Source organism: Aquirufa sp. TARAVU-A1A (assembly GCF_054558675.1).
Map to the genome: position 1 here is coordinate 191,721 of NZ_JBPXKP010000004.1, position 25,163 is coordinate 216,883.

Consider the following 25,163-nt stretch of genomic DNA (forward strand, 5'->3'; position numbering starts at 1 on the left):
CAGAGAAATGGCATTATTTACCTACGAGACAAAAAAAGATACACGTTCAGGCTTTGGAGCAGGAATGGAATATTTGAGTGTTAACAACCCCAAAGTTGTTGCTTTATGTGCAGACCTAATTGGATCTTTGAAATTAGAAGCATTTATTAAGAATTCACCTGAGCGTTTTTTCCAAACGGGTATTGCTGAGGCAAACATGATTGGTTTAGCTGCAGGTTTATCGATTGGAGGATATGTTCCCTTCGCAACGACATTTGCCAATTTTGGTACAGGTCGTGTATATGATCAAATTCGTCAATCAGTTGCTTATTCAGGAAAGAATGTGAAAATCGCATGTTCTCATGCTGGATTAACGTTAGGAGAGGATGGAGCGACGCATCAGATTTTGGAGGATATTGGTTTGATGAAGATGCTTCCAGGAATGGTTGTTATTAATCCATGTGATTATAATCAAACTAAAGCGGCTACCATTGCAGCTGCGGAATATGATGGTCCGGTTTATTTGCGTTTTGGACGTCCAGTTGTCCCTGTATTTACACCAGAGAATCAAAAATTTGAAATTGGAAAAGCCTTACATTTAATCGAAGGATCTGATGTAAGTATTTTTGCAACGGGTCATTTAGTATGGGAAGCAATTATTGCTGCTGAAATCTTATTAGAAAAAGGAATTCATGCGGAAGTAATTAACATTCACACGATAAAACCATTAGATACGCAAGCGATTCATGCATCTGTAGTTAAATCGGGTTGTGTCGTTTCAGCGGAAGAGCACCAAATCAATGGTGGTCTAGGAGATTCCATCGCACAATATTTAGCTTTAAATTTACCAACTCCACAAGAGTTTGTTGGTGTAAACGATTCATTCGGTGAATCAGGAAAACCAGCCGATTTGATGGAAAAATACGGTCTTAATGCGCAAGCAATTGTTGATAAAGCAATTAAAGCCATTGCTCGTAAAAAAGCTTAATTAGAAAGGATAACCAATTCCTATATTGAATTCAATTGGGTTCTCTCCACTACTCCAAGTAGTTTTGGAAAGAACCCATTTTTCGTTCTCCATGTTACCTGGATTTACTGCTTTGGTTGCTAAATCAAGTCTTAATAAGAAGTAGTCAAAGTTCCAACGAACACCAAAGCCGGTTCCCACGGCAATTTCATTTAAAAAGGTATTCGCGCTAAAGTTACCTACTGCATTATTTTGTCCATGGTCAATATTCCATATATTTCCAGCATCAATAAATACAGCGCCATTGATTTTGCCTAAAAACTGTACAATGGGAAATCTGTATTCCAAAGATGATTCTAAAATCATACTTCCCGGTTGTTCTATGAGATTATTCGTTGCATTATAAGCACCTGGACCTAATCTACGAGGTTTCCATGCACGAATGCTACTCGGTCCACCGATAAAGAAATTTTTCTCATAAGGAAGTTGATATCCATTTTCCGCCCCATAGGCATAAGCTAAACCTGCATTGATTTTAAAGGCTATTTGACTTTTATTTCGCTTACCCACTAATAAGTATTTACGATAATCTACATTCATACGTAAATAGCGATAAAACTGAATGCCTTGATTACTTTTTAAGATATCTTCAATAAAAGTTAACTTATTGTTAGCAATTAAATTTAGCGTTGTACCACCTGATTCTAAATTGATCAGTAATGATTTTCCATTGACTAAGGCATTAGAAGGCAGGAAAGAACGATAATTGTATTGAAAATTTATGCTCGATACAAAGCTTGGATTAAAGCTTCGGTATAAATTATTTCCCTTCAGTCTAAGTTCTTCTAAATAGGCAATAAATGCATCTGATGTAGGTGTTTGAGGATAATTGGTATTTAATAAATTAAGATCTACTAATGATAATTGGAAATATTGATTTGTCGATTTCTTCCAGTTATATCGTTGGAATAATTTAATATTTGTTCTCACATATTCAGGACGGTCAATGTAATCATAGCCTATCCCAATTTGAGTTTGTGATGCTGTGAGTGATTGCTTCCACGAATCAAACCTTTTAGGTATAAAAAGAGAAGGTAAATTCAACGTTGTACTAAGATTTAACTCTAAATTTTTTCGTGTAGTTTCTGTATTTATAAAACCTGTTTGCGCCTCAAATCCAATTCGACCTGAAAAGTCTAAGTAATCTAAATAAGAAAATACTTGCCGTACTTTAAATGTATTTGTAAGAAAGGGCCCTGGAATACCCCTGAAAATACTACCACCAAGTTCTGATGAAAATGTATACTTATTATTTTTTACTAATTCGATTTTAGGATAAACCTTATTGGCAGTTGTGTCAAATGTTAAATTGACCGTCTTAAATTGGTCTGTAGCATAGATATTTAATAAACTTTGATTTACTTTTTCCAAAGAATAAATATCACCCTCTTTGAAATTTATTATTCGTTTTAATTGAGATGAATTAATTGATCGTTTAACCCAAGTTTGTGATTCATCCATAGGATTCAATGTGGTCTCTTCAATTTTAAATGTTCCAAAACGGAAAATTCGATCATAACTTCTTGCTGAATTATTAATATACCCTGTAGCAGGAATTTTATAAATCAAGCCCACACGCTGTAAACTCGTATCTTTTAAATCATTCAGATATATTCCTATGGCGTCATTATTAAAATAGAAATAGCCTCGATTTTTTAAAAAAGTGGTTAATGCCAATTTTTGTTCGTTAATCGCTTCAATTGATAGAGCTTTACCGTTTGAAATGGCGCTCGTTTTTCCAAAGAAATTGCTTACCGTTTGTCCTAACTGAGGGTTATCTACAAGCAAGGAATCTTGCAAAGAAAATTGACTTTGAGGGCCTTCAATTATCGTGTAGGTAACGATAGATGAATTACCGTTACTTGTTGTAGTAGCGACTACACGATTCTTTAAAAATCCATTTTTTCTATAATAAGCTTGAAGCGAAGTTTTGTTGGCTTGTATAATAGCGGTATCCAATAAGGCTGGTGCGCGCTTGAAAAATTGAATACTAGCTTGTTTAATACCTAATGAATCTTTTTTATATCGCTTTTTTGCTAGGAAAGAATTTATCCGAATAAAAGTAAAAGACTTATTACTTTCTTTTAATCCCGCTATATTTGTCTTTATTTCTTCATTTGAGATAATTTTGTTCCCTTTTACTACAATGTTTTTTATTGTACTTGGAGGTAATTGATATGTTGCCAAGGATTGACAAGATTGGCAAATAAACCAAAGAAGAACAATAAAAACAGCAGATACCTTTTTCACAATTTCTTGATGCTAACGAATAGACAAATAAAGTTAATTAATTCCCTACATTCTAAAAAAGGTAGGATAGATAATCAATTATTTTTAGTGGAAGGGGAGAAGGCGGTATTGGAATTAATTCATTCCAACATTGCAATTGAATTTATCGTAACATCAGATGAATTTGCTACTCGTTATGCCAAGGAATTTCAGCATACAGAGCTCTATATTGAAGAAGAAACTTTGCTTCATAAATTATCTACACTCGTCAGTAATTCGTTTGGTTTTGCGATGGTATCTATGCAACAGTTTACTTATCAATTGAATTATCAGAATAATATTTCTGTTGTTCTTGATGGTATTCGCGATCCAGGTAATTTAGGTACTATAATTCGAATTTGTGATTGGTATGGAATTAAACAAATTGCCTTGTCAAAAGATTGTACAGATTTTTTTAACCCCAAGGTCATAGCAGCATCGATGGGCTCATTTAGTCGAATACATTTTGAATACGTTGACTTAAATGAATTGTTTACAAGGCATAAAAATGTACCTGTTTATGGCGCCTTGCTTAATGGAGAAGATATCCATGGGATACAATTTCCTGAAAATTGCTTTATACTTTTTGGTAATGAATCAAACGGGATAAGGCCAGAAAATCTCAATTTCATTACTAAGAAAGTAACGATACCTCGCTATGGGGCAGCTGAATCTTTAAATGTAGGTGTATCAACAGCTGTATTTTTGGATAATCTTAGAAGAAACTAATTTTCCTTCTTTAAATATTCTTCAATGTAATGATGCGCAACGTATAACAATGGAGTAAATAATATCGCTACAATAAATTTGTATAGATAATTATTCAGAGAAACATTAAACCATTGACCTATTGTCCAATTACCAAATAGATAGAAAGCTACTCCAATTACAAGGAAGCTATCAATCAATTGAGAAATTAATGTTGATCCTGTTGCTCGTAACCAAATCATCTTAGATCCCGTTTTCGCCTTTATTCGTTCGAATATTAATGCGTCAACAATTTGAGAAACTAAAAAGGCTAACAACGAACCAGTGATTATCCCTAAACCCTGTCTAAAAATTCGACTAAATGCTTCGTTGATATTAAAATTTGTTGTCCCACGATTTGTTGCTAACCAAAAGTCGGCCGGAACAAGTAAGGTTGCTATATAGATGATTATAAATGAATAGGCAATAAACCCTGCCGTTGTAAAAGAAATGAATCGGACCCCTTTTTTGCCAAAATAATCATTAATAATATCAGAAACGATGAATACGATTGGCCAATTTAATGCGCCTGCCGTTTGATTTAGATCCCAAAATGTTCCCCAAGATGTAGGAAAGTGTAAGGGATTAAACCCTAAACTTTTTTCTATACTGACGATCTTAACACCAATTATTTCAGCGATAATGGCATTAGTTAAGAATATCCCGAAAAGGAAAATAAATAACTTTTGTCTCCTGGAGAATTGTTGGAATATCATAAGCGATGATTATCAAAATGCAAAGCAATTTTATCCAATGCAACAGCAAGTTGTTCTACATGAGGTAAAAAAACGATTCTAAAATGATCTTTTTGTTTATAGTTAAACCCTTGTCCGCCAACAACAAGTATTTTTTGTTCTTCTAATAAGGACATAACAAAATGATTATCGTCCTTAAAATCAAACTGAGCTAGATCAAACTTAGGAAATAAGTACATTGCCCCCTTGGGTTTAACACAACTCACGCCTTTAATTGCATTTAATTTATCAGAAGCTAAATTCATTTGGCGTGCTAGTCGGCCTGTTGGCAATACAAGGTCATTTATTGATTGATAACCTCCTAATGCAGTTTGAATTCCTAATTGAGTAATCACATTGGCACATAACCGTGTACTAAAAAGAAAATTTAACCCTTCTATGTAACTTTTAGCTTTGTGTTTTGCACCTGTTAGGATCATCCAGCCACCACGAAAACCTGCAGCTCGGTAATTTTTTGATAATCCACCCATCGTGCAAATCAATATGTCCTCGCTTAAACCAGCAGCGGAATGATGAATTGCTCCATCATAGAGAATCTTATCGTAAATTTCATCAGCAAATAATAGCAGTTTATATTTCTCCGCGAGTTTAACGATATTATTTATCGTCTCTTTGGTGTAAACCGCACCCGTAGGATTATTGGGATTGATGATTACTAATGCTTTTGTTTTGCTCGTAATTTTTGATTCAATATCTTCTATGGAAGGATTCCAATCCGATTCTTCATCACAAGTATAGTGAACAGCTTTACCACCAGCTAAACCAACTACAGTCGTCCATAAAGGATAATCTGGCGAAGGAATAAGAACTTCATCATCAGCATTTAATAAGGCAGTTAAAACCAATGAAATTAACTCACTTACACCATTTCCGATGTAAATATCTTCGATCATAATGTTTTTAACCCCTTGATTCTGATAATATTGCATTACTGCTTTACGGGCAGCAAATAAGCCACGAGAATCAACATATCCTTGGGCTTGTCGGATATTCACAATGATATCGTGCACTATTTCATCGGGTGTTTCAAAACCAAATGCTGCAGGATTTCCTATGTTTAATGAGGTGATTTTATAGCCTTGATTTTGAAGAGCTATTGCTTTTTCGTAAACGGGACCTCTAATCTCATATTTAAGATTATCTAATCGAGAACTTTTGTATATATCCATCTATTTTTAATCGAAATGTAAAAATAGTAATTTACTTTTGATAGTTAATTTGCCTTTCAAATGATTTTTAGCAATTATCCTTTCTTGTTATCTGGGATTTTCATCGCACTTATTGCGCTGCAATATGTTCGTTACAGAAGAATCGGAGCTAAATATCTTAGTATTTCTGGCATGTTGCTAATTAAACTAATTGTTAGAATTTTGGCTTTTGCCCTCTTTTTAGTGGCTTCAAAATCATTTTTTATTAATTCGTTATCTGAGAAATCATCTTCAAAGCAAGCTTTATTGGTTATTAAAACAAGTAATCCGAAAGGCTTTACGCTTTCCGAAGATGATCAAATAAACATCATAACTAGGATTCCTTCGGCGAAATATGAATCGATTCAAATTTGTTTGTTTAACCCAAATACTAACCAATATTATCAATTTATTCCTCCAACATCTGAAAAGTCGTTTTTTCATTTAATTAGTATTGAAAGGCCATTAAACCGGACCTTACAATTAGTTAATAGCATTTACTTCAATACCCTAAAACCAGTTAATCGTGTTGAATATTATGAAAACGCGAATAATGTTTGGCAAATAAATGAATCGAATCAAGATAATTTTAACTTATTTGAATTTTTAAGTGAGGAAAATAGTTCGATGAGACCATTTTTGCTCCAATATTTATTAATTTTGATTATAGCTTTACTCTCGATAGACATTGGGATAAAGTATCGTATTCTTAAAGTTTAGGCGTGTTTTCAACTTTTTTTTATATCATAATACTTTTTATTCAGTCATTTTATGCTGAAAGTAATTACAGGTATAATCAACAAATTGAATTGGTCAACAAACTCGTTTCTGAGAAAAAATTTAAAGTAGCATACAAGCAAATTAAATCGATTGAAAGCCGTAGTATCTTTACTAATAACGATTTAAACCGGATGAAAAGGAATTTGGCTTTGAAAGTAGGGGTCAAAAATGAGGAGTTAGCTAGTAGATCAAAAGTTTTGAATGAGCATGTTATCAATATGTTGTCCTATTTTAAAAAAAAGGAGTTCAAACGATCTTTATCATTCTGTATGGATATTATTGTTCAAGATCCCATTTTGTCTGATACGATGATCAAAATGTATGAGATTGTTACTGTTCATGTTCCTGTTGATAAAAAGCAATCATCCATTATTAATCAAGCAAGAGCTAGTAGTAATCTGCGATTAAATGAAGCAATTAATTTGCTAGATTTAATGAAACGCAAAGAAAAAACTTTATTTTAACAAGTAGTCTATGTCAAATTCACCCATTAATTTTCCAGGCCAACAATCTTTTTACAAAGGAAAAGTTCGAGATGTATATTCTTTTGGAAAATATCTGCTTATGATAACATCGAATCGTATTTCTGCATTTGATGTTGTACTTCCAAGGGAAATTCCTTACAAAGGTCAGGTTTTGAATCAAATTGCAGCACATTTTTTGAAAGCTACTTTAGATATTGTTCCTAATTGGTTAATTAATTCTCCGGCTCCTAATGCTGCATTTGGACTGGCTTGTAATCCGATCCCAATTGAAATGGTTGTTCGTGGCTATTTAGTTGGCCACTTGTGGCGTGAATATAAATCGGGTAAACGCGAGGTTTGCGGTGTCACATTGCCTGATGGTCTAAAAGAAAATCAAAAACTACCACAACCCATTATAACCCCTACAACAAAAGCGAGCGAGGGTCATGATGAAGATATTTCGATTAAGGAAATTTTAAACCAGGGTATTGTCAGTCCTTCAGTGATGGCTGAACTTGAAGAGAAAACATTTGCATTGTTTAATAGGGGGCAACAAATGGCAAATGATAAGCATTTAATACTGGTAGATACAAAGTATGAGTTTGGTTTTTATGAAGGAAAAATCATGTTGATGGATGAAATTCATACGCCGGATTCATCGAGATACTTTTATAAAGACACATATCAAGAGTTATTTGAGTCAGGAGAGCCGCAAAAGCAGCTTTCAAAGGAATTTGTAAGAGAATGGTTGATATCAAATGGTTTTCAAGGTAAAGAGGGGCAAAGCGTACCTGAAATAAATGATGACTTTGTTAATCAAATTTCCGAACGATACATCCTACTTTATGAAGAGATTACGGGGAATAAGTTTATAAAAGAAGACTTGTCTGATAATTACGTACAAGATATTTACAATCAAATTTCATCTTTTCTTTAACATGTCAACAAAGGTTTATCAACTAGAACAAAACGAGAGTTATGCATTAATTGAGTGGTTAAGTGAAGGCTTAATTCAAGATAATTATGAAGAATTAGAATTAGCCGTTCGATTATTGTTTAAAAAAGAATATTCCAATATGATTTTAAACCTTTCAAAGGTTCAAATGATTGATGGTTTTGGCGTTTCAGCTATCAGAAAGGCTACTAAAATTTGTACGAATGAATTGGGTTTATTCGTGGTTGTATCTAAAAATGATGAAATAGTCGATCGGCTTGATCAAGCTAAAATTGAAAATTTAACGATCATGAACTCCAACCAAGAAGGAGTAGATGCGATTTATTTAAATGACTTAGAAAATGATTTTGAAGATGAATCAGATGCAAATACTGATGAATATGGTATCGACGGAAGTGATTATGGCGACGATTATTAATTAAATATAGGATTATTTTAAGAATAACTATATCGTAAAATTGATATTCATTGATTCAGTATATTATTTTGTAATTTTTGATTTTAGCCAAATATATTTTTAGTTAAATTTGAAATATGTGCTTATTCTATTGAATATTCATTTAGATTAAGATAATTCTCAATTACATTTATTTTATTTTTTTGTTAGAATAATTATATATTATTATGAATAACATATCCGGAGAGGGTCTTTACAGAAAAGAATTTGAACACGATGCATGTGGAATCGGTTTTGTGGCGAGTATGAAGGGCATAAAATCCCATCGTATCGTGCAAGATTCGATTACGATGCTGATTCGTATGGACCATCGAGGCGCTTGTGGCTGTGATCCAAATTCAGGTGATGGAGCAGGTGTATTATTGCAAATACCCCATGAATTCTTTTTGGAAGAGTCAAGAAAACTTGGGTTTTCGCTTCCAGCACCAGGCCAATACGGCGTAGGGATGATTTTTTTTCCTAATCAGGAGAATTTAATCAAAGAATGTAAAGAGGTTATCGAACGTAAGGCAAAAAAATTAGGACTGCGTTTAATTGGATATCGAATTGTTCCGGTTGATAATGGTGATATCCAGGGAGCTGATTCTGGAAAAGCAGAACCTTCCATTCAACAATTATTTATCGAGCGCCCTGAAACTTGCGCTACTGAAATCGATTTTGAACGCAAACTTTATGTTTTCCGTCAATATGTTACTCGTTTATTGAATGAAACAATTCCCGCTTTAGAGAGTAAGTTTTATTTCACATCGTTGTCATGTCGTACTATTATTTATAAAGGTATGTTAACGACGATGCAAGTACCTGGATATTTTAAGGATTTGCACGAAGAGAATTTTACTTCAGCGTTAGCAATTGTTCACTCTCGTTTTTCCACGAATACATTCCCTGAATGGAAATTAGCTCAGCCTTTCCGTTTTATCGCTCATAATGGAGAAATCAATACTGTTAAAGGTAATTCATCTTGGATGCAGGCGCAATCTGCCTTATTCTCAAGTAAATTCTTCACGCAAGAAGAACTAGATATGATTTTGCCTGTATGTAGCTTAGGGCAATCCGATTCTGCGATACTAGATAATGCGATTGAACTTCTTTATTTAAGTGGTCGTTCTTTGCCACATGTCATGATGATGTTAATTCCAGAAGCTTGGGATGGCAACGATAGTATGGCTGAATATAAGCGTGATTTTTATGAATATCATGCGGCAATGATGGAACCATGGGATGGTCCAGCTAGTATCTCATTTACTGATGGTAAAATGATTGGTGCAACGCTTGATCGTAACGGTTTGCGTCCGTCTCGTTATTGGGTAACCGAGGATGATCATGTTATTATGGCATCTGAAGCTGGTGTATTGGATTTAGATCCAGCTACCATTGTTTCGAAAGGTCGTTTACAGCCAGGAAAAATGTTCGTTGTAGACATGGAGCAAGGTCGTATTATTCCAGATGAGGAATTAAAGGAAAAAATATGCCAGCAACAACCCTATGGTCAATGGTTGCGTGAAAATAAAATTCGTGTCGAGGATTTACCTGAAGCAGGAAGTGAGTATCGTCAGCCTAAGGCTACGGAATTAATTTCACGCCAACAAATATTCGGGTTCTCAACAGAAGACATCCGCGTTGTTTTGACGCAAATGGCGGAGACAGGAAAAGAGGCTTTGGGTTCAATGGGTATTGATACTCCATTGGCAGTACTTTCTGATAAAGCCCAGCATTTATCATCCTATTTCAAACAATTATTTGCTCAGGTAACTAACCCGCCGATCGATCCAATTCGTGAGCGCATGGTTATGTCTTTGTTGACAGATATTGGAGGTTTATCTAATTTATTAGAGGAAAGTCCAAATCATTGCAAGCAAATTGAAATACAACAACCCGTTCTTCGTAACAAGGAAGTTGAAAAAATACGTTGGATTGATCACGAAAACTTTCAAACGAAATCAATTCACATGACCTTCCGTGCTTCAGAAGAGGCAGGTGTTTTAAAGAAAGCATTGGAACGAATCTGCCAATATGCAGAAGATGCAGTTGATGATGGGTATTCGATTATTTTATTAACTGATCGTGGTGTAGATTCATCGCACGCGCCTATTCCATCTTTATTAGCCTTAGGAGCAGTACATAATCACTTGATTCGTACGAAAAAACGGGCTAAGGTGGGTATCATTGTTGAAGCAGGAGATGTTTGGGAAACACATCATTTCGCAACCTTAATTGGTTACGGAGCATCAGCTGTTAATCCATACATGGCATTTGAAACCATTCGTGCCATGAAGGAAACGAATCTTGTGGATCAGTCACTTTCCTATGAAAAATTAGAATACAATTACATTAAGGCGGTTAATGGTGAGTTATTGAAGATATTCTCTAAAATGGGAATCTCGACTTTACAATCTTACCAAGGCGCACAAATTTTCGAAATTCTTGGTATAGGCAAAGAAGTTGTTGATCTGTATTTTACGGGTTCAATTAGTCGAATAAATGGTATTGATTTAGATACGATTGCCAAAGAAGCTTTAGTTAAGCATCATGCAGGTTATGAGTTGTTAAAATCAGAATATCCCAAATTAGAAGTTGGTGGTATTTATCAATGGAAGCAAAGAGGAGAGGAGCATTTATTTAATCCTGCGACCATTCACTTATTACAACAGGCAACAAAGTCGAATGACTATTCTGTTTACAAAAAGTATGCTAAAATCATAGATGATCAAACGAAGAAAGCGATTACACTTCGTGGATTATTGCGATTTAAATCTTCAAAATCAATTTCGATTGATGAAGTTGAACCTATAGAGAATATTTTGAAGCGTTTTGCTACAGGAGCGATGTCATTTGGATCAATTTCTTACGAAGCGCACACGACATTAGCAATCGCTATGAATCGTATAGGAGGAAAATCCAATACCGGTGAGGGAGGAGAAGATCCTATCCGTTTTGAGGCCATGGCTAATGGCGACTCAATGAATTCAGCTATTAAGCAAGTAGCTTCTGGACGTTTTGGGGTAACTGCGAATTACTTGACGAATGCCAAAGAGTTGCAGATTAAGATGGCCCAAGGTGCAAAACCAGGAGAAGGTGGCCAATTACCAGGTCATAAAGTGGATGATTGGATTGGAAAAACAAGACACTCGACTCCGGGTGTAGGTCTAATTTCACCTCCTCCACATCATGATATCTATTCAATTGAAGATTTAGCACAATTAATTTTTGACTTAAAAAATGCGAATCGTGCAGCACGTATTTCAGTAAAATTAGTTTCTGAAGCTGGTGTTGGTACTATTGCAGCCGGTGTTGCCAAAGCGCACGCAGATCATATTCTAATAGCGGGTTATGATGGAGGAACGGGTGCTTCACCACTTTCTTCGATACGTCATGCAGGTTTGCCATGGGAACTTGGTTTAGCTGAGACACATCAAACTTTAGTTAAAAATAAATTACGTGGCCGAGTAACTGTTCAGACAGATGGTCAAATTAAAACGGGTCGTGATATTGCAATTGCTGCTTTATTAGGTGCAGAAGAATTTGGAGTTGCAACTGCTGCCTTAGTTACTGCGGGTTGTATTATGATGCGCAAGTGTCATTTAAATACATGTCCAGTAGGTGTTGCAACACAAAATCCTGAATTACGTGCCTTGTATACCGGTAAACCTGAGGATGTAGTTAATTTATTCCATTTCCTAGCGCAAGATATGCGTGAAATTATGGCAGAGTTAGGATTCCGTACCTTGGAAGAAATGGTAGGTCGTGTAGATTTGTTGGAAATGACTGACTTGTCTAATCACTGGAAGTTTAAGCATGTAGATTTATCTCCAATTTTATCACCAGCACTACGTGAAGATGGTGTTGCTGTAGTTAAGTCTGAGGAACAAGATCATGGTTTAGAAGAACAACTGGATTGGAAAATCTTAGAAATCGCTCAAAAGGCAATTGATACAAAAGAATCTGTGTATGGTGAGTTACCAATTATAAATGTCAATCGTTCCGTAGGTACCATAATTTCGAATGAAATAACCAAGAAGTATGGGGAAAAGGCATTACCTGCCGATACGATTCATATTAAGTTTAATGGTACAGCTGGCCAGTCATTTGGTGCTTTCTCGGTAAAAGGATTAAAGCTTGAAATCGAAGGTGATGCCAATGATTATATTGGTAAAGGAATGTGTGGATCTACCATTATAGCTTATCCTTCACGTGTAGCTAAATTCAATGCTTCCGATAATAGTATTGTCGGTAACGTTAGTTTTTACGGAGCTACTTCTGGAGAAGCCTATTTAGCTGGTATGGCAGGTGAACGATTCTGTGTTCGTAACTCAGGTGCAAAAGTTGTCGTTGAGGGAATTGGAGATCATGGTTGTGAATACATGACTGGAGGTTTAGTGCTAATCTTAGGTGCTACTGGTCGTAATTTTGGAGCTGGAATGTCAGGTGGAGTAGCCTACATATTGGATGAAAAAAATGATTTCGAAGGGAAAGTTAATCGTGAAATGGTTGAGATTACGGATTTAACGCAAGAAGATCGTTCAATTGTTCGAATGTACATTGAGAGGCATGTTGAACTTACTAATTCAATTAAAGGTAAATCTATTCTTGATGCATTTGAAGCTTCAGTGAGTTTGTTTAAAAAAGTATTACCTATCGATTATCGCAATGCTTTAGCATCTAGACATTTGAGTATTTCAGATGTTTTAAATGACAAGGATCGTGTTTATCAAGATATTCAAATTGATTTAAAAAAATAGTAAAATGGGGAAGCCAACTGGATTTTTAGAAGTTGATCGGAAAACAGCCTTAAAACGTCCTGTTTCAGAACGTGTTCAGGATTATAAAGAAATTGAAATTTTAGCATCTCCTCAGGATACAGAATCTCAGGCAAGTCGTTGCATGGATTGTGGTACTCCGTTCTGCCATAATGGATGTCCGTTAGGAAATATTATCCCTGAGTTCAACGATGCAGTCTATGAGCAAAACTGGAAATATGCATTTGAGATATTAGTTTCAACGAATAATTTCCCAGAATTTACAGGTCGAATTTGTCCAGCACCTTGTGAATCTGCTTGTGTTTTAGGAATCAATAAACCACCTGTGGCTATAGAAATGATTGAAAAATCAATCATTGAAAAAGCATATGCTGAAGGTTGGGTTATTCCGCAAATACCTGCTAAACGTAGTGGGAAAAAAGTGGCGGTTGTAGGTTCTGGGCCTGCAGGTTTAGCTGCAGCAAGTCAATTGAATAAAGCGGGTCACTTAGTGACAGTATTTGAACGGGCTGATCGCATCGGCGGACTATTGCGTTTTGGTATACCCGATTTTAAATTAGATAAAACAACAATTGACCGTCGTGTTGCCGTAATGGAGCAGGAAGGTATTGTATTTCAAACGAATACAACCATTGGTCAAGATATCAAGTTAGGTAAACTTCAACAAGAATTTGATGCCATTGTATTAACGACGGGATCTACTACTCCACGCTTAATTCAAGCAAAAGGGAATGATGCTATCGGGATTTTCCCAGCGATGGAGTTTTTATCTCAACAAAATAAACGTGTTTCTGGAATTGAAGTAATTAAGAATCACAAAGGCGAAAGTTATAGCCAAGGTGAGATACTTGCAACCGGGAAGCATGTTGTGGTAATTGGTGGGGGAGATACAGGTTCTGACTGTGTTGGAACTTCTAATCGTCACAAGGCGAAGTCTATTACGCAGATTGAAGTTATGCCAAAACCTCCAGTTGACCGTGCACAAAATACACCATGGCCTAATTGGCCTAATATGTTGCGCACTTCAACGTCACATGAGGAGGGTGCAGATCGTCTTTGGTCAATTTCATTACAAGAATTTGTGAAAAATGAAAAAGGGGAATTGAAAGCCCTCGTAATTGGAGATATTTCTTACAAAAATGTCAATGGTAAGTTGGAACAAGAAATTTTGAACATTCGAGAAATTCCTTGTGATTTAGCTTTAATTGCTGCAGGATTTTTACATACTGATCATGCTAATTTAATCGATGAGTTAAAGAATCAAGGAGGAAGTTTAGATGAACGAGGTAACATCGCTGCTGATCCGAATTATAAAACATTGGTAGACAAGGTGTTCACTGCGGGTGATGCTAGAAGAGGCCAATCACTTGTTGTCTGGGCTATTTCGGAAGGAAGAGAGGCAGCAAGACAAGTGGATCTTAGTTTAATGGGTAAAACGAATTTGCCTGGGAAAACAATTTCTTCTTTTGACTTATAATTTTAAGTTTTTTTTAGCTGTTTGTTTGGCATCTTAAATAAATAATCTTATTTTTGTACTCTCTTAAATGCTAGGAGAGATGCCTGAGAGGCCGAAAGGACATGTTTGCTAAACATGCGAACTGGAAACGGTTCCGAGGGTTCGAATCCCTCTCTCTCCGCAGTGTTTTTCGGGGTGTAGCGTAGCCCGGTATCGCGCTTGGTTTGGGACCAAGAGGTCGTAGGTTCGAATCCTGCCACCCCGACACAGTCAATTTAGTTAAGAGTGCTTGCACATTTAGCTAAATTGACTTTTTAATTTTGGGTTCCGTAGCTCAGCTGGATAGAGCAACTGCCTTCTAAGCAGTAGGTCTTTGGTTCGAATCCAAACGGAATCACAAATCTTTTTCCATTATAATTCTATTTTTATTTTGCACGAGAATAAATTATTTAATTGGAAAGTATCTTTGGGCTTAATACTCATCTGGATTGCCCCTCCATTTATCTATTTTTTAAAGGAGTTACTAGGTATAGGACAGACATCGTTGTTTACCGGTGTCGTGTATAGCACGGGTTTAATTTTAATGATTAACCATATCCCATTAAAGTATTTCTACCGAGGAAATGAGACTTTAGCGTTTACCGGATTAAGCTTCTTCTTTCTGGGGTTTTTCTATTTTATTTTTTATAATAGTCAACGTTCCTCTATTGTTGTTGATGCGATCAATTTTACCATTCTTATAGGCTTTATTTACTGCATTTTTCGTGTAGATAATGATATACAATATTATTTACCGGTCATAATTTTGATTGTCACCTTAATAAATAATATAGCCTTAATTTATTCCATATCAACAAACCCAAATTATGTTTTGGGTGCACGTGCTACTGTTCAATATAATAAGGGCACAGGAGAGGATTTTTCAGGTAATCCGATTGTTTTTGGACGTAATGCTGTTGCTGGTTTGTTAATTTCCTTCTTAATCATTCAAAAAAAAGCCCATTATTTTATTGGCAATAAAAGTGCCACGCTTAATTTAATTGCGCACATCAACCTGTTAATTAGTTTTGTGGTTCTGATTTTAACTCAAACGCGAGGAAATTTCATTTCCGTCGGATTGTGTGTTGTATTCTATTTAATTTTCGGCAATTATAATTTTATAAAGGGTTTCCGGAGTCGGAAAATTACTATGCTCTATTATATCGTATTGATAGGCATTCTACAATATTTCAACAAAGCTTTTAAAATATTAGAAACTTTTAATCGATATTCAGATCAAGCCTATGAATTTCTTTTGAGAGCATTGAATACAGGCTTAGGAATTAATAGTGCAGGAACAACACAAGATGCATCTGCGTTAAATCGTGTGCAAAATATAAACTTTATAAAGAAAATTATTGCCCGAGATTGGTTTGACTTTGTGTTCGGAAAAGGATATAAGTTTTGGTACGTTGACATTCCAGCTTTAGAGGCTTTCGTGAATTTTGGTGTTCTTGGCGTACTATTATTTTGTGTTTTTAACTTATTTATTCTGTATTATATAATCTTAGGCATAAAGACTAATAATCTATTTCAGAACTTCATAAGCCTATTTTATATCAATTTATTCGTTTCCGTATTTACAGGAGGCAGGCCATTGGATTTTTCCTATTGGGTATTTTACATTATATTAATACGATTTTTGTTAATACTTCCTCAAAAAAGAGTTTCAAGTGAATAAAGCGGTTAGCGATTTGGCATCATTTAGACACCAACTACACGTATCCTTAGTTGATAAATTGAAGTATGCTTTTTGGCTATTCCTATCGAATATTTTCTTTTTAACTAATATTCCATATCCTAATAGCTTAAAGGTATTTATTCTACGAATTTTTGGAGCAAAAATTGGTAGGGACGTTGTCATCAAGCCATGGGTGAAAATCAAGTTACCTTGGAAACTTCGTATTGGAAATCATGTTTGGTTGGGAGAATCAAGTTGGATAGATAATATATCAGAGATTACTATAGATAATCATGTATGTATTTCGCAAGGAGCTTTACTTTTAACAGGAAACCATGATTATTCAAAAAGCAGCTTTGACCTAATGAGTAAACCCATTCATATCGAAGATGGTGTATGGATAGGAGCTAAGTCTACAATTGTAGGTGGAATTACAATAAAATCTCATTGTGTTATAGGGATTGGGGTAACTATATTACGAGACACAGAAGCATATCAAGTTTATCGCTTAAACAATGCACTTGAGATTAAAGAACGTGTGATAAAGTAGAAATATGAATAACATTGATATTTTAGAAAATAAAGATTTCCAACTACTCATTTCCTTTGTAGTGGCTTTATTTATAACGGTTACAGCTATTCCGGTAATCATAAATATTTCACGATTAAAAGATTTAATGGCTGAAATTAAATCTAGGAGTTCCCATAAAAAACTGACACCTACTTTGGGTGGGGTTGCTATTTTTGCTGCGACATTAATTACCTATTTCATTTGGGATAATCCAAAAGAAGGACATGATTTACATTTGACGATATCAGCCATCATCATTCTGTTTTTTTTGGGTATCAAAGATGACATTTTAATCCTCTCACCTAAAAAGAAACTATTAATTCAAATTGCTGCCTCAATACTTGTAATCAGCTTAGGTAATCTTCAAATTTCGAACTTATTTGGCCTCTTAGGACTCACACACTTATCCTATAACGTAGGTTTATTTATTACCATATTTATTTTTATATCGCTGATTAATGCGATTAATCTAATCGATGGAATAGATGGCTTAGCCGGTTCAGTTGGACTATTTGCTAGCATCATGTTTGCCTTCTTATTTTACTCATTAGGAATGTATGCCCAAGCTACATTAGCAATGGCATTATCAGGATCTTTGCTTGGTTTCTTACGTTATAATTGGTCCACAAAGAATAAGATATTTATGGGAGATACGGGATCGTTAATCGTAGGTTTCTTATTGTCTTATTTTGCCATTAAGTACGTAGTGGTTAATAATAATTACCTGGTAAATCCTTCTTTAACTAAAGACGCACCACTTTTTGCTTTATCCATCTTGATTTTACCTGTATTCGATACATTACGCATGTTTTTTATTCGAATTATCGAGGGGAAATCACCTTTCGAAGGAGACCGAAAGCATCTTCATCATGTATTAATTGATATAGGGTTTTCGCACAAGTCAGCAACTGCCGTTTTGCTATCTTTTAACATAAGCATCGTTTGTGTTTTTATTTATTTGAGTTCATATAGAAAAGAAAGTAACAATCAATTATTGTTGTATTTAGTAATTGTATTTGCCCTATATTGTATCATCAGTTATTTGTTGTCCAAAAAAATAGATAAAGCACTCGTCGATCGAGTTAAATTTCGTGATGTCAATAAAGTAGAAAGACTGCGAATTAATGAGACACATGAGTCTACCAATGAGCAATAAGAAATTTATAATGTATAAGAATGAAGAATTTAAGTGACCTACGTAAAGAAATTGATCTGATTGATGATGCTATTTTAAAGCTTCTTATCGAACGTATGGATGTCGTAGATCAAGTAGGGAATTTAAAACGTGCGAATAATAGCATCATTTATCACCCAGACCGTGAGAAGGAGATCATAGATCGTTTAGCTAATCAACCAACAGGTCGATTGGGTAAATCAGCTATTGAAGCAATTTTTCTTGAAATTTTTGGTGTATCTCGTAATTTGGAATTGCCTGAAATTATTAGTTTTTTAGGTCCCGAAGGTAGTTTTACACATCAAGCTGCTGAGTCTAGATTTGGAGCGGTAGCAGATTATATTTCTTTACCATCCATCAAGTCAATCTTTGACTCTGTAGATTCTGGAAGAGCCAAGTATGGTATTGTACCTATTGAGAATAATCAAGAAGGTATGGTCAAAGAAACTTTGGACTTATTAAATGAGCGTTCCTTATTTATTATTTCGGAAATCATTATTCCTGTGAATTTTTGTTTAGCTACAAAAGAACATGATCTTAATGCAATAACAAGAATATATTCAAAAGACATTGCTTTCAATCAATGCCAAGGTTTCACGCAAGACTATTTTGCTTCGAAATCAAGTGATTTCTTTATCCAAGTAGACTCTACTTCCAAAGCGGCAAAGTTAGCTTCTGAGAATCTAGGAACGGCTGCTCTTTGCTCTCATATTGCAGCAAAAATTTATCAAGTGCCTATTTTGTTTGACAATATCCAAGATAATGATAGCAATCAAACCCGTTTTATCATAATTTCTAAAGTTGAGAACCTTAAAAAAACGAACCGCGATAAAACAACTTTAGCAGTTAAATTAAAAGATGATGACAAGCCAGGTACTTTATTGAAGCTTCTGAAGGAGTTTGAAGAAAAGAATATAAATTTATTAAAAATTGAATCTCGCCCTCAAAAGGATACCAACGAATTTAAATTTTGGTTTTTTATTGATGTAGAGGGAAATAAATTAGATGAAGCGATTAATTCCTTGCTGATATCAAAAGCAGATGAAATAAAGTTTTTAGGAAGCTATATGAATTTGTGCTAATCTAACTTTCGCATTAATTCTGTCTACATTTAATTGATTTACGAGGGCAGGGAAGGAGTCAAACTTCTTTTCGTCTCGTAATCGGTCAATAAATTCCACGCAAATTTCTTCACCATAAATTTCCATATCAAAATCAAATAGGTGAGTTTCAATGCGTAACTCCTGGCTGTTTGTTACAGTAGGTCTTACACCTATATTCGTCATTCCATAATATTCATTTCCTAAAACTATTGTTTTAGTTAAATAGACTCCATGACTGGGAATTACTTTATCACGCGTTCCTGTATCCAAATTTGCCGTGGGGAAACCAATCGTTCTTCCAAGCTGATCTCCTTTAATTACACACCCCCTTATCGAATAGCCATATCCCAAAAGTAATGCTGCCGGCTTTACTTGGCCCGCTTGAATTTTACTCTTAATGAGCGAACTACTAACTACTTCTCCGTTAATTGTAGATTCAGTGATTCGATGCGTATGAATTTGTGGAAATTCAGTATCTATAAATGACTTAGAACCTTCACGATTGTGCCCAAAATGATTGTCATAACCAAAAACGATATGCTTCGCATGTAATTTTGTAATCAGTATATTCTTTGCGAAATCATATGCGCTTAAACTCGAAATGTATTCATCAAATGGAAGTGCAATTACGATATCAACACCCAATTGTTTTAAACGTAAAACTTTGTCAGGCATACTTGATAGTACATAATTTGCTACCTCAGGTCTGAAAAAAGTTTGAGGATGATTAGAAAAAGTTAACACAACAGATGGAATGTTATCGTTCTTACTAATATCAACTAACTTTTGTAATACACTTTTATGCCCAAGGTGTAAACCATCAAACATACCCACAGTTACCACACTGGCATCCAAGCTGAAATCGATTTCGTTTAAACTATGAAAGAGTCGCATAATTTTCTTTATTAAAAAAATCAATCGACTGCGCATTGTCTAAGGCAAAGTCACCAATTTTTGTTCTTACCAATTTTTTAAGATATGCCCCAGAATCAAGGAATTCCCCTAAATCCCGAACGATAGATCGAATATATGTACCTTTCGAACATTCAATTTCAAAATCTATTGATGGGAAATTTGAAGCATCGATATCGAAGCGATAAATTTCAGCTTCTCTAATTTTGATTTGCAATTCATCAGCTGTTATTCCTTGTCTTGCATGCGTATACAAGCGTTTTCCATCTAGTTTAATCGCTGAATATATGGGAGGAATTTGTTTAATGCTACCCAATAATCTTGCTTGAATAATATCCTTAATTTGATTAATGGAAATGTGTTCGATAGGGTAGGATTGATCGAATTCAGTTTCCAAATCAATCGAAGGGGTCGTTTTACCTAGAACTAAGGTACCCGTATAAGTCTTTCGAAGACTTTGAAAATAGTCAATCTTTTTCGTGTGTTTTCCTACACAGATAATTAATAAACCTGTAGCTAATGGATCTAGCGTACCAGCATGCCCGATTTTCTTAAATTTACCTAAGTTTTTAAGTTTTCGGACTACATCAAACGAAGTCCAAGTAATGGGCTTGTCAATTAAATAAAATTGATTTTCAATGCGTTCTTCTACTATTTCATCCATAATGTAATCACAAGTAGAATGCCAGCTAAAATACGGTAATAACCAAAATATTTAAATCCATATTTAGCGACAATTGAAACCATAAATCTAATAGTTAGAAGCGCTATGATAAAACTAACAAAAAACGAAATAAGTAAAATTGGCAAATGATCAGCATCAATAAATGTAGGTATATCTGTTTTATAATCTAATATTTTCTTCGCACAGGCTCCTAATATAGTAGGAATACCTAAGAGAAATGAATATTCGATTGCTGCTTGATGACTTAAGCCTGTTAATCGGCCACCAACTATCGTTGCGCCAGAACGAGATACACCAGGTATCATAGCAATACACTGATAGAATCCTATTTTTACAGATTGTACATATGTTAATTGCGATATGTCGGAACAAGTATCTGATTTATTTCGCAACCAATAATCAATATTGATCAATATGATACCTCCCAAAATCCATGAACAAGCAATGAAGTAATATCCTTGAAATAAAGCTTCTAATAAATCATCAAAAGCAAGCCCTAAAAATACGGCAGGAATAAATGAAATTGTAACAAATCGATAAATTTGAAATGAACTAGTTAATCGATTGAAATAAAGCAGTGGAACTGCCGAAATAGCCCCTAATTGAATAAATATTGTTAAAAAATTCAAAAAATTACTAGCTGGTATTTTCAATAAATATTCACCTATAATTAAGTGAGCCGTGGAAGAAACAGGTAAAAATTCAGTTAACCCTTCTATAATACCTAAAATCAAGGCGTCTAAATATTCTATCATTACTTACGAAGGCTAAATAATGCAAAGATTGGAATAATAACACCAAGCAATACAAGAATAGGTCCTAATGTTAAGCCAAGAAAACCAAAACCAAAAGGTTCTTTATCTAAAGTCATGACGAAAAAACCAATGATCATAATGATTATACCTAAAAGCAAGGTAGTAATACGTTTACTGTTTAATGGAAATGGCGATTTGTCAAATGATTTATGCATGATTAGTAGAGATTTGACGCTGAAATTTTCAAATACTTATTTAATGTTAATAGCGTACTTACGAAGCTGAATAACACGGCAATTATAAGCGTACCAATTAATATCGTTAGTTGATTTGAAACGTTAAATAAATAAACTGTTAATTCAGGAATTTGATTATTGATATAAAAGTAAAACAGGTTAGTGATTAAATAACCAAGTAAAGTACCGAACAAACCAAGAATAACAGATTTTAACAAATAGGGCTTCATAATAAAACCATTTGTAGAGCCCAATAATTGCATTGATTTAATGATTGTTCTATTTGCATGAATATGCAACTTCGTATTATTACTAATTTGAAAATATACAATTAGCCCAATAAGCGCCATAAAAATTAAAGCGGCACTTGAGATTAATTTAATCTTTGGAACAATTAGTTCCAAGTAGTTTACTGGATAAGAAACATCATAAATCCCACTAGAATTACGTAATTCTGTTGTGATTTTTTGAAAATTCACCTTATCTCGATACTCAGGTTTAATTTGTAGTACAAGTAAGTTTTTAAATGGATTCACATCACCTAAGAGTTCATCAAAATTTTCATGTGTGGTTGCAAGAAAATCTTTGGCAATCGATTGTTTATCAACTAATACAAGGGAAGAAGGAATTATCTCTTTTCTATTTTTCAACACTAAAATTGTTGAATCAATTTGACTAGTTTGAAGCGTATCGTCCAAATAAACATAAACCTTCATTTGTTCTTGTAAACTTTGCCCCCAAGAATATGCACCACTTAGCAACTGAAACAGTAATGAAACCACAACTGTAAGACATGCAATAGATAATACAATAAGTTGATTGGTAGTTTGAGCTTTCCCTTTCGAGTAACGCATATTATTTAGTTAATTGATTTAATTGATCTCTAAGTCGTGCTGCCTCTTCATAATTTTCATCTGCTAAGGCTTTTTCTAATGATAATTCCAATTCTGCAATAACCTCAGGAATAGATGCCTGAACAATTTCTATTTCATCATCCGAATCAGCATGAAATGTATCCATCGGAATGGCAATTTCCTCTAATAATGATTCTGATATTTGTATATCTATGTTTAGTCGAAGACCTAATGCAATTGAATCGGAGGGTCTAGCATCCAAAGTGAATTCACCATGCTGTCCACTTGCATGTATTTTTGCAAAAAATACACCATCTTGAAATGCAGAAATCTCAATTGATGAAATTTTCACTTCTGTTTTATTAATAAAACTTGCAAATAAATCATGCGTAAGCGGCCTAGCTGGCTTAATATCTTCCATATACATAGAAATGGCTTGAGCTTCAGTCAAGCCTATAACCATGGGAAAACCTAACTGACTTCGGTTAGCCGCCTGTAAAAATAAGATATAAGAAGTTGCTCCAGCTGCACTTGGGCTTAATGAAATAACTTGCAATTTTATAAGCTTCTCCAATTGAATTCTAATAAAATGCAAAGATAAACATTCTAATACCTATTAAAGCGCATTTTATATATTTTTTACGATTTCTGGGACAATGTCAAATACATCACCTACAATACCATAGTCAGCATATTTAAAAAATGGAGCCTCAGGATCGTTATTAATTACAATAATAGTTTTTGAGCCATTTACTCCCGCTAAATGCTGAATAGCCCCTGATATTCCACATGCTATATATAATTTAGGGGCAATTTTAATACCTGTTTGGCCAACATGTTCACTATGTGGTCTCCAATTTATGTCAGATACAGGTTTTGAGCATGCAGTTGCTGCACCTATTTTACTTGCCAATGCTTCAATCATGCCCCAATTAGAAGGATCCTTTAATCCACGTCCAGCCCCAACTACAAAACTAGCATCTGATAAATTCCCACCTTGTGTTAGCTTATCAACCGAAGTAACTGTAAAATTTGAACCGGCAATTAAATTGATCTTTTCGGCTTGAAGTTCAATTAAATCTCCTGGAATGGATGAAAATTCAAAAGCAGGGTTTAATTGTAAAACACTAGCATGACTAACATGCAAATGGGTGAGGGCCTTACCACTAAAAATACTTTGGTGAATGGTAAACTTATCTGATTCAACTTCAATGGAAAGAACTTGTGGCACTACTGCAAGATTATACTGTATGGCTGCGGCAGAAAGTAAAGCATCATTTAAATTAGATTTGGTACCTAAAATACAAACATCTGAACTGTCAGAGAGCTTAGTAATAATTTGATTAATTTGATCATCTGACAAAACCCCTGTTTCATTAATCCCACAAATTTGATACAATTTGACTTGTTTCATTTGAGGTACTATCGCATGCGCTACATCATCAAAAGTGAAAAGATTAATATTAACAGAAGTATAATGAATCTGTTGAATAACTTGTATAAAATGAAGCATCTGTAAAGAACGAGTACTTAGCTTCCCATTTTTTACGTCAATAAAAGCTGCAATATTTTTCATGATTTAACCTCTTTAATAATGATGTCAATTAACTCATTTAAATTTTCACGTTGGAATAGTTTACCCTTACGGTTTTGTTCCTTCACTTCATCCTTCTCATAAACGAGCGAAACAGGTATACTAGCTTGTCTAGTAACAATCGTTTTAGCCCTTGCAGCCATAATCCCTCTCATCGATGGAATTTTCCATTCAGCGATTGGTTCTTGACATCCAAGTACTAAGGGAAGTTGACTAGTTAACTGCACTGTTCCCATTGAACTCTCAACTTTTAATCTACAAATTGATTGATTATCAATATCCAATTGCATGACCGGACTAAAATGTGACCATGCTAATAATTTAGCTGTATAGTGGTGTACGAGACCAGCATTGTAATCGATGGACTCTTTACCCATTAATATTAGATCGACGGGATTTTCGTTTACATATTGAGCTATTTCTTTAGCTACTTGTAGTGAATCATTTGCCTTTACGTTAACACGCACAGCTGAATCTGCTCCTAAGGCTAAACATTTTCTTAATATCGGTTCAGAATCCTCCAAACCTACATGAAAGATGATAATTTCAACAGAATCCGGATTAGGTTCCTTGAGTTCAATGGCACGAGAGAGAGCGTAATCTTCATAAGGACCTGTGATAAACGTCAATCCTTCCTTATTGACGAAATTATTAGAACTTAAACTTATCTTTGAAGTCGTGTCTGGTACAGCAGAAATACAAACTAATATTTTCATAGGCGTTAAAT

23 protein-coding genes and 3 tRNA genes are annotated in these 25,163 nt (G+C 34.6%); 15 read left to right on the plus strand and 11 right to left on the minus strand.

Annotated features, from left to right (window positions below):
• The first annotated feature begins 7 nt into the window (after nt 1-7).
• A complete protein-coding gene (locus V7S75_RS07140) occupies nt 8-967 on the plus strand; it encodes a transketolase family protein (RefSeq protein ID WP_459512622.1) in 960 nt (319 codons plus the stop codon).
• Here V7S75_RS07140 and tamL read toward each other — a convergent pair whose 3' ends face one another.
• Nucleotides 968-3,256 carry a translocation and assembly module lipoprotein TamL gene (gene tamL / locus V7S75_RS07145; protein WP_459512624.1) on the minus strand — a complete coding sequence of 763 codons (2,289 nt, stop codon included), beginning with the start codon at nt 3,254-3,256 and terminating at the stop codon, nt 968-970.
• 9 nt (nt 3,257-3,265) lie between these two features.
• Here tamL and V7S75_RS07150 point away from each other — a divergent pair, with 9 nt between their 5' ends.
• Nucleotides 3,266-4,003 (plus strand): TrmH family RNA methyltransferase, encoded by a 738-nt coding sequence (locus V7S75_RS07150; RefSeq protein WP_459512894.1) that lies wholly within the window; start codon nt 3,266-3,268, stop codon nt 4,001-4,003.
• Here the strand turns inward: V7S75_RS07150 and V7S75_RS07155 are convergent.
• Together V7S75_RS07155 and V7S75_RS07160 are read right to left on the minus strand one after the other, a co-directional pair.
• Nucleotides 4,000-4,737, minus strand: a complete 738-nt coding sequence (locus tag V7S75_RS07155) for a queuosine precursor transporter (RefSeq protein ID WP_459512626.1) — start codon at nt 4,735-4,737, stop codon at nt 4,000-4,002. The two genes, V7S75_RS07150 and V7S75_RS07155, sit on opposite strands and share 4 nt — an antisense overlap.
• A complete protein-coding gene (locus V7S75_RS07160) occupies nt 4,734-5,945 on the minus strand; it encodes a pyridoxal phosphate-dependent aminotransferase (protein ID WP_459512627.1) in 1,212 nt (403 codons plus the stop codon). The genes V7S75_RS07155 and V7S75_RS07160 overlap by 4 nt, the downstream gene beginning before the upstream one ends.
• A 60-nt stretch (nt 5,946-6,005) precedes the next feature.
• Here V7S75_RS07160 and V7S75_RS07165 point away from each other — a divergent pair, with 60 nt between their 5' ends.
• From V7S75_RS07165 to pheA, 13 genes are all read left to right on the plus strand, one after another.
• Nucleotides 6,006-6,683, plus strand: coding sequence for a hypothetical protein (locus V7S75_RS07165; protein WP_459512629.1), 678 nt, complete (start codon nt 6,006-6,008; stop codon nt 6,681-6,683).
• A gap of 89 nt (nt 6,684-6,772) precedes the next feature.
• Nucleotides 6,773-7,207 carry a hypothetical protein gene (locus tag V7S75_RS07170; RefSeq protein ID WP_459512630.1) on the plus strand — a complete coding sequence of 145 codons (435 nt, stop codon included), beginning with the start codon at nt 6,773-6,775 and terminating at the stop codon, nt 7,205-7,207.
• A 10-nt stretch (nt 7,208-7,217) separates the two neighbouring features.
• Complete coding sequence (locus V7S75_RS07175) at nt 7,218-8,144, plus strand: phosphoribosylaminoimidazolesuccinocarboxamide synthase (protein WP_459512632.1); 927 nt, start codon at nt 7,218-7,220, stop codon at nt 8,142-8,144.
• A gap of 1 nt (nt 8,145) precedes the next feature.
• The gene (locus V7S75_RS07180; protein WP_459512633.1) at nt 8,146-8,580 is read left to right on the plus strand and encodes an STAS domain-containing protein; all 435 of its coding nucleotides are present in this window, start codon (nt 8,146-8,148) and stop codon (nt 8,578-8,580) included.
• A 206-nt stretch (nt 8,581-8,786) separates the two neighbouring features.
• A complete protein-coding gene (gene gltB, locus V7S75_RS07185) occupies nt 8,787-13,358 on the plus strand; it encodes a glutamate synthase large subunit (RefSeq protein ID WP_459512635.1) in 4,572 nt (1,523 codons plus the stop codon).
• A 4-nt stretch (nt 13,359-13,362) separates the two neighbouring features.
• On the plus strand, nt 13,363-14,853 hold the full coding sequence (locus V7S75_RS07190) for a glutamate synthase subunit beta (protein WP_459512636.1): 1,491 nt from the start codon (nt 13,363-13,365) through the stop codon (nt 14,851-14,853).
• 73 nt (nt 14,854-14,926) lie between these two features.
• A tRNA-Ser gene (locus tag V7S75_RS07195) sits at nt 14,927-15,013 on the plus strand.
• Nucleotides 15,014-15,023: 10 nt separating this feature from the next.
• Nucleotides 15,024-15,097, plus strand: a tRNA-Pro gene (locus V7S75_RS07200).
• Between the two features lie 58 nt (nt 15,098-15,155).
• Nucleotides 15,156-15,229, plus strand: a tRNA-Arg gene (locus V7S75_RS07205).
• A gap of 33 nt (nt 15,230-15,262) precedes the next feature.
• Complete coding sequence (locus V7S75_RS07210) at nt 15,263-16,552, plus strand: hypothetical protein (RefSeq protein ID WP_459512638.1); 1,290 nt, start codon at nt 15,263-15,265, stop codon at nt 16,550-16,552.
• Complete coding sequence (locus V7S75_RS07215) at nt 16,545-17,102, plus strand: WcaF family extracellular polysaccharide biosynthesis acetyltransferase (protein WP_459512640.1); 558 nt, start codon at nt 16,545-16,547, stop codon at nt 17,100-17,102. The genes V7S75_RS07210 and V7S75_RS07215 overlap by 8 nt, the downstream gene beginning before the upstream one ends.
• Nucleotides 17,103-17,106: 4 nt before the next feature.
• Nucleotides 17,107-18,279: a glycosyltransferase family 4 protein gene (locus V7S75_RS07220; RefSeq protein ID WP_459512641.1), complete on the plus strand. Its 1,173-nt coding sequence runs from the start codon at nt 17,107-17,109 to the stop codon at nt 18,277-18,279.
• 20 nt (nt 18,280-18,299) lie between these two features.
• Complete coding sequence (gene pheA, locus V7S75_RS07225) at nt 18,300-19,379, plus strand: chorismate mutase (protein ID WP_459512643.1); 1,080 nt, start codon at nt 18,300-18,302, stop codon at nt 19,377-19,379.
• Here pheA and V7S75_RS07230 read toward each other — a convergent pair.
• Genes V7S75_RS07230 through V7S75_RS07265 form a run of 8 tightly spaced genes read right to left on the minus strand, consistent with a single transcriptional unit; the run spans nt 19,353 to nt 25,152 of the window.
• Nucleotides 19,353-20,330, minus strand: coding sequence for a bifunctional riboflavin kinase/FAD synthetase (locus V7S75_RS07230; RefSeq protein ID WP_459512645.1), 978 nt, complete (start codon nt 20,328-20,330; stop codon nt 19,353-19,355). The two genes, pheA and V7S75_RS07230, sit on opposite strands and share 27 nt — an antisense overlap.
• Nucleotides 20,278-20,976 carry a tRNA pseudouridine(55) synthase TruB gene (gene truB, locus V7S75_RS07235; RefSeq protein WP_459512647.1) on the minus strand — a complete coding sequence of 233 codons (699 nt, stop codon included), beginning with the start codon at nt 20,974-20,976 and terminating at the stop codon, nt 20,278-20,280. The genes V7S75_RS07230 and truB overlap by 53 nt, the downstream gene beginning before the upstream one ends.
• Complete coding sequence (locus V7S75_RS07240) at nt 20,964-21,752, minus strand: undecaprenyl-diphosphate phosphatase (protein ID WP_459512649.1); 789 nt, start codon at nt 21,750-21,752, stop codon at nt 20,964-20,966. Before V7S75_RS07240 ends, truB begins: the two co-directional genes overlap by 13 nt.
• Nucleotides 21,752-21,967: a DUF3098 domain-containing protein gene (locus V7S75_RS07245; RefSeq protein WP_459512651.1), complete on the minus strand. Its 216-nt coding sequence runs from the start codon at nt 21,965-21,967 to the stop codon at nt 21,752-21,754. Before V7S75_RS07245 ends, V7S75_RS07240 begins: the two co-directional genes overlap by 1 nt.
• Before the next feature lie 2 nt (nt 21,968-21,969).
• Nucleotides 21,970-22,842, minus strand: a complete 873-nt coding sequence (locus V7S75_RS07250; protein ID WP_459512653.1) for a cell division protein FtsX — start codon at nt 22,840-22,842, stop codon at nt 21,970-21,972.
• A 1-nt stretch (nt 22,843) separates the two neighbouring features.
• Entirely contained in the window at nt 22,844-23,416 is a 573-nt protein-coding gene (locus V7S75_RS07255) for a bifunctional nuclease family protein (RefSeq protein WP_459512655.1), read from the minus strand.
• Nucleotides 23,417-23,470: 54 nt separating this feature from the next.
• Nucleotides 23,471-24,418 (minus strand): electron transfer flavoprotein subunit alpha/FixB family protein, encoded by a 948-nt coding sequence (locus V7S75_RS07260; RefSeq protein WP_459512657.1) that lies wholly within the window; start codon nt 24,416-24,418, stop codon nt 23,471-23,473.
• Nucleotides 24,415-25,152, minus strand: coding sequence for an electron transfer flavoprotein subunit beta/FixA family protein (locus V7S75_RS07265; protein WP_459512659.1), 738 nt, complete (start codon nt 25,150-25,152; stop codon nt 24,415-24,417). The genes V7S75_RS07260 and V7S75_RS07265 overlap by 4 nt, the downstream gene beginning before the upstream one ends.
• Nucleotides 25,153-25,163: the final 11 nt, after the last annotated feature.

Bases quoted from the DNA above. Each gene is read 5' to 3' on its own strand.
- V7S75_RS07140 (WP_459512622.1), top strand. From the start codon at position 8: ATGGCATTATTTACCTACGAGACAAAAAAAGATACACGTTCAGGCTTT.
- V7S75_RS07150 (WP_459512894.1), top strand. From the start codon at position 3,266: ATGCTAACGAATAGACAAATAAAGTTAATTAATTCCCTACATTCTAAA.
- V7S75_RS07155 (WP_459512626.1), bottom strand. From the start codon at position 4,737: ATGATATTCCAACAATTCTCCAGGAGACAAAAGTTATTTATTTTCCTT.
- V7S75_RS07160 (WP_459512627.1), bottom strand. From the start codon at position 5,945: ATGGATATATACAAAAGTTCTCGATTAGATAATCTTAAATATGAGATT.
- V7S75_RS07165 (WP_459512629.1), top strand. From the start codon at position 6,006: ATGATTTTTAGCAATTATCCTTTCTTGTTATCTGGGATTTTCATCGCA.
- V7S75_RS07175 (WP_459512632.1), top strand. From the start codon at position 7,218: ATGTCAAATTCACCCATTAATTTTCCAGGCCAACAATCTTTTTACAAA.
- V7S75_RS07180 (WP_459512633.1), top strand. From the start codon at position 8,146: ATGTCAACAAAGGTTTATCAACTAGAACAAAACGAGAGTTATGCATTA.
- gltB (WP_459512635.1), top strand. From the start codon at position 8,787: ATGAATAACATATCCGGAGAGGGTCTTTACAGAAAAGAATTTGAACAC.
- V7S75_RS07190 (WP_459512636.1), top strand. From the start codon at position 13,363: ATGGGGAAGCCAACTGGATTTTTAGAAGTTGATCGGAAAACAGCCTTA.
- V7S75_RS07220 (WP_459512641.1), top strand. From the start codon at position 17,107: ATGAATAACATTGATATTTTAGAAAATAAAGATTTCCAACTACTCATT.
- pheA (WP_459512643.1), top strand. From the start codon at position 18,300: ATGAAGAATTTAAGTGACCTACGTAAAGAAATTGATCTGATTGATGAT.
- V7S75_RS07230 (WP_459512645.1), bottom strand. From the start codon at position 20,330: ATGCGCAGTCGATTGATTTTTTTAATAAAGAAAATTATGCGACTCTTT.
- truB (WP_459512647.1), bottom strand. From the start codon at position 20,976: ATGGATGAAATAGTAGAAGAACGCATTGAAAATCAATTTTATTTAATT.
- V7S75_RS07240 (WP_459512649.1), bottom strand. From the start codon at position 21,752: ATGATAGAATATTTAGACGCCTTGATTTTAGGTATTATAGAAGGGTTA.
- V7S75_RS07245 (WP_459512651.1), bottom strand. From the start codon at position 21,967: ATGCATAAATCATTTGACAAATCGCCATTTCCATTAAACAGTAAACGT.
- V7S75_RS07250 (WP_459512653.1), bottom strand. From the start codon at position 22,842: ATGCGTTACTCGAAAGGGAAAGCTCAAACTACCAATCAACTTATTGTA.
- V7S75_RS07260 (WP_459512657.1), bottom strand. From the start codon at position 24,418: ATGAAAAATATTGCAGCTTTTATTGACGTAAAAAATGGGAAGCTAAGT.
- V7S75_RS07265 (WP_459512659.1), bottom strand. From the start codon at position 25,152: ATGAAAATATTAGTTTGTATTTCTGCTGTACCAGACACGACTTCAAAG.